4 protein-coding genes and 1 tRNA gene are annotated in these 4,762 nt (G+C 45.4%); 1 reads left to right on the forward strand and 4 read right to left on the reverse strand.

The features are described 5' to 3' along the window. Positions 1–249: 249 nt before the first annotated feature. Positions 250–1,140, reverse strand: a complete 891-nt coding sequence (locus F0261_RS19565; RefSeq protein WP_014979388.1) for a class III extradiol ring-cleavage dioxygenase — start codon at positions 1,138–1,140, stop codon at positions 250–252. A 177-nt stretch (positions 1,141–1,317) separates the two neighbouring features. Next, entirely contained in the window at positions 1,318–1,767 is a 450-nt protein-coding gene (locus F0261_RS19570; protein ID WP_039234693.1) for a DoxX family protein, read from the reverse strand. Positions 1,768–1,960: 193 nt separating this feature from the next. Between F0261_RS19570 and F0261_RS19575 the strand changes: the two genes are divergently transcribed. Then, positions 1,961–2,866 (forward strand): LysR family transcriptional regulator, encoded by a 906-nt coding sequence (locus tag F0261_RS19575; RefSeq protein WP_171338718.1) that lies wholly within the window; start codon positions 1,961–1,963, stop codon positions 2,864–2,866. Between the two features lie 182 nt (positions 2,867–3,048). Here the strand turns inward: F0261_RS19575 and F0261_RS19580 are convergent, their stop codons facing one another. Together F0261_RS19580 and F0261_RS19585 are read right to left on the reverse strand one after the other, a co-directional pair. Beyond that, complete coding sequence (locus tag F0261_RS19580) at positions 3,049–4,515, reverse strand: DUF3360 family protein (RefSeq protein WP_014949618.1); 1,467 nt, start codon at positions 4,513–4,515, stop codon at positions 3,049–3,051. A gap of 143 nt (positions 4,516–4,658) precedes the next feature. Then, positions 4,659–4,750, reverse strand: a tRNA-Ser gene (locus F0261_RS19585). Positions 4,751–4,762: the final 12 nt, after the last annotated feature.

The following is a 4,762-nucleotide window of genomic DNA, read 5'->3' on the forward strand; positions in this document are numbered from 1 at the left end:
AGGGATTCGAACCCCCGGTGGGTTTGACCCCACGTCTGATTTCAAGTCAGGTGCATTAAACCGGGCTCTGCCAACTCTCCTGAAGTGCTGCGTATCTTAATGATTTATGTGGGACTGTAAAGCACTAATTTTAACATTTTTACTCAAACGACCAATTGATAATCAAAGTGTTCAAAATTTAATTACTCTCGTTTAACGCAGGCTTTATTCAATCAGGTATTGCACTGACGCGGTAATGTGAAGCACTGGTCAATCACACCACACAAACATGCTTGCAGGTTTGGTTAGAAGCGTTAAAGACAGAGCTTTGTCAGCTGCTTTGTAATTAACACCATAACAAACATGGAGAGGAAGAAGGTGCTCTTCTCTAGGATGGGCGTATCGCGCATCCGGCGCGCTGTACCATTCAACAAGACGAGCTTTGCGTTCATTCTCGCTGTAGGCACTGGTCTGCATAGTTGTCTGAAGCCAGTTATTAAAGCGTGTTGCTTTTCGCAATGCCTCATCGGAGCTATCGAAAAAGCCCTGCATATTGTGAAAAGAAGACCCCGAGCCCAATACTAAAATATTTACTTCGTTCTTTGCTTCACTATTTACAGGCTCTACCCCGAGTTCAACAGCTTTCCTAATTGCTTCCCCCAATAGCACATGCTTTTTTGAATCCAAATCAGACGTAATGGATAGTTGAATACAGGGTACATCGGCACTGGGATACATAATACTTAGGGGAATGAACATTCCATGATCGAAACCACGTGCCCTATCCTCCCGTACAGCGATGCCTTGTTCTGCTAAACGCTTTAGTAATAAAGTTGCGAGTGCTACTTCTCCTTTGGCCGGATATTCAAGGGAATACGCCTCCTTAGGGAAGCCATAATAGTCATAAATCAAGGAAGGTTCTGGGTGAGTAGTTACACAGACTTCAGTATCTTCCCAGTGGGCACTAATCACTATGACTGCATCAGGTTTGGGTAAATCTGTTGATAATGCTTTGAGCGCTTCAATCATTTCAATGTGATAGGCAGGCGTTCTCGCCTCTCCTACTGACTGCATTTCAAGAAGTGGAAGCGGCCCTCCACCATGAGAAATATAAGCGGTGTTAATTCGCACAGGCGGGTGAGTTTGCGTTCGCTGTTGCATAAAACCATACCTTGTTAGATGTAGAGAATACCATTCCTGCATTCCCACGCTTCGCTAGGAAACTTGCCAGCGTCTTATGAGTGGGCAATTATCTATGCGGATTGATATAAGGGCTCCATAGCCATTGAAACCGGCGCATTTTGGCCGGTTTCGTTAGTCGTCGAAATCTCACAACCGCTATTTATCAAGCTTGTGACTAATAAGAGAGTCGATTGAAAATTTACCGCCACCTTGAATAGCTAGCGCACCTGTCGCAGCAAGTAGCGTTAGTGCAAACTCGTAACCGTTGTTAGTCATAAATAAACCGTTTGCTGCATGTACACTAAAAATCGCAATCACCATTGTGAATGCACTTACTAAAGCGGCTGGGCGTGTTAGAAAACCTATAATAAGCGCTAGCCCGCCAAAAAACTCAGCGCTGCCGGCCAGCAATGCCATTAAAAAGCCTGGCGCTAAACCAATGCTTTCCATCCACTGACCTGTGCCTTCTAGTCCATAACCACCAAACCACGCAAAAAGCTTTTGTGCGCCGTGTGCGGTAAGAATAATGCCCACAGGCACACGTAAAACCAAACTAGAAATACTGCTGTTAGAAGTAAAAATGTTTTTCAGAAATTGCTTGTTCATTGTTGAATCCTCAAAGTCTCTCGTAATTGAAAATGTCATATCTAAAAGTGATGAACGCTCCGCCTGACTTCATTGAGTTGGCACAGCGCTAACCTGATGCATATAGAATAGTTACCAACACCTATTGAATAAAGCAGTTAAATATTGAATGATTACCAACAATTTGTTGTTTATAGAGACGAATGGCTAAACGATGGATAAATTATCGCTACTGAAAACCTTCTGCGTTGTTGCGAATGAAGGGAGTTTTACAAAAGCTGCAGAAAAGCTAGACACGTCAAATCAACTCGTAAGCAAGTATGTTGCCGAATTAGAGAAGCAACTTGATACGCGTTTATTCAATCGCACTACAAGAAAAATTCACCTAACCGAGGCTGGTCAGCAGTGTTTGCAACATGCAAATCATATTCTAGAAAGCGTAACCGATATGGAAAGTCAGCTTGGGTTGCTCAATACAGAAGCAAAGGGAGTTCTGCACGTAAGTGCCCCTGTCTCTTTCTCAACATTACATTTAGCGAGTGCACTCAGTGCGTTTCAACAAGCACACCCTCACGTATCGATAAACTTGCAGCTAAACGATAGAAAGATTGATGTGATAGACGAAGGGTTTGATGTAGCAATACGTGCAGGTCACCTAGCTAACTCGTCGCTGGTGGCCAAGAAAATCACAACGATAAAGCTGGCCCTGTGCGCTTCACCAGCCTACCTGGAAAAATATGGCACACCGCAACATCCAGCTGAATTAAAACCTGAACACTATCTTGAGTACTCCTACGTCAACTACGATAACGATAAATCAGCGCTTATTGCGGCGCTCAAAGCAAATGCCCAGACTGTAACGCCTAAGCTAACCGCCAATAATGGAGAAGTCCTAACCAATGTAGCAAAGCAGGGTGAAGGTTATGTACTTCAACCTACCTTCATTGCCGGTGAAGCGCTCAAAAACGGGGAACTCGTGTCCATACTGGACGATTTCGTACCGCAAGCTATCTCTTTGTATGCGGTCTATCCTCATCGTAAGCTCATTTCTAATAAGCTAAGGGTTTTCATTGACTTTTTATCAAGCTATTTTAAAAGTACGCCCTACTGGGACAAGTAAATCGCGGTACGCGTAACGCTTAATTTATATGGTAGAAACGTAACTTCAGTGGATGAGGGATATCAGCTTAATAAATTAAACAAAAACGGCGTGGAGAAACACCTCCGACGCCGTTCGCGTAATAGCATATCTGGTTTCAGTAACGTGAACTTTAAAGGAGTAACCTTACCCTAAAGCCCTCATCACATCCTGAAGGTTTCCATAATCGCGGGAACACCCGGGAACATACCAATTAGTGCCATAACGGTACATAACACCAAAAACGTAATTCCTGGAATTAGCCAACGCCCTGCTTTGCCGAGCTCTCCAGCTCTATCTTTGCACCCAACGAGCCCCAAATTATCCAAAAGCATGGTAAAAGACCATCCGAATACCGGATTAACTAATACAGATGAGATCACTACCAATGCAGCAGACTGGGTCGTTTTACCTTCACGCGTCATTTGCATACCGGCTTCCATAAGCGGCAGAAAGACCCCAACAATAAGCGCTACGCAAAGCACTGGCGGCCAAATTGCTAAATCCATGGGGTAACCCCAAAGTGCCGCTACAACGCATAAAAAGCCAGTAACTAATGCACCACCGGGTATAGGTCTGCGCGCGATTGAAGCCGGAATAATGTAGGTCCCCCACGAAGATGAGATGTTGCCCCCTCCCAGTAGGCTTCCCACTGCCTGACGACTAGATGCAGCAATCATGGTGTCATCTATATTCATGTGCGCTCGTTCACTTTTTTTAGGGTAGCTAAGCTTTTGGAAGACTTGATGGCCTAAGAAATCTGGCGACCACATAGACACAGCCAGCACAGCAAAAGGCAGCACAGCAATGAAATGTGACCAGTCTGGCAGACCTAATTTCCAACCTGTGTCTTCCCCCCACCAATAAGCAGGGTTCAAGTTAGGCATACCCGGCGACGTTGTGAACTCAAATGGCGCACCGAAGGAAAACGCAATGACCGCCGCCATCACCGCACCAAGCGGAATGGCTAGCCAGCGCTTTTGAATATGCTCTAGCCATGCATACATTAAGATAGTGGCAATGATCACCACGAAGGCTAAGTAAGCCATATCGAAGCTTTCTGCCCACGCAAAGAGTTTCTTCACCTGGCCTGTAATGCCAATAAACCCTAAGTACAACAGCAACCCACCGCATACACCGTTACTGGTTAGCCTAGCAAGCACACTGCCGCCCTTCGTTATTCCTAAGATAAAACCAAAGAGTCCAATGAGCAGACCGAGCGCCATGGGATGGCCGCCAGATGCAACAATAAGGGGTACCAAGGGCAGTAAGGGGCCGTGTGTACCTGCTAAATTAGCTGACGGGTTCAGAAAACCGGAAATCAGAACAACGAACAAGACTGCTGCAATGAGTAATTCAAAGCGCACGTTTTCAATGACAAACTCAGGAGATAGCCCTAGCGGTGCTGCGAATGCACCTACTACGGCGGCAACCATAACGATTTTTCCTATGGTCGCCGCCATGCCTGGCACAAAGTCTTCCCACTCAACGCGGTAGTCTTTACCAGGCAGGTTCAACCGCCAACGTTTTGGAGAAAGTATTTGAAGTTCGTGATTTAAATATTCGTCTCTTGATTTAAAACTACTGCTCGGTTTGTGAAGATTTTGATAAGAAGAACTTTCTTGTGACACATAACACCTTTAGATTGCGCGAAGAAAAGCGCAAGCCTAAACATGTGAATGGAATGTAACAATGCGACTGTGGTCTTATACGAAAGTCTAACGTGGAAGACGGGCATAAAAAAACCCGCAACAATGTGCGGGTTTTCATAATATGGCGGAGAGTGAGGGATTCGAACCCCCGGTGGGTTTGACCCCACGTCTGATTTCAAGTCAGGTGCATTAAACCGGGCTCTGCCAACTCTCCTGAAGTGCTGCG

Origin of the sequence: Alteromonas sp. 07-89-2 (assembly GCF_013113925.1) — a bacterium.
In the GTDB taxonomy this organism is placed as follows: Bacteria; Pseudomonadota; Gammaproteobacteria; order Enterobacterales; family Alteromonadaceae; genus Alteromonas; species Alteromonas macleodii.

Excerpts from the sequence above, each read along its gene's own strand:
- F0261_RS19565 (WP_014979388.1), bottom strand. The coding sequence starts at position 1,140 with ATGCAACAGCGAACGCAAACTCACCCGCCTGTGCGAATTAACACCGCT.
- F0261_RS19570 (WP_039234693.1), bottom strand. The coding sequence starts at position 1,767 with ATGAACAAGCAATTTCTGAAAAACATTTTTACTTCTAACAGCAGTATT.
- F0261_RS19575 (WP_171338718.1), top strand. The coding sequence starts at position 1,961 with ATGGATAAATTATCGCTACTGAAAACCTTCTGCGTTGTTGCGAATGAA.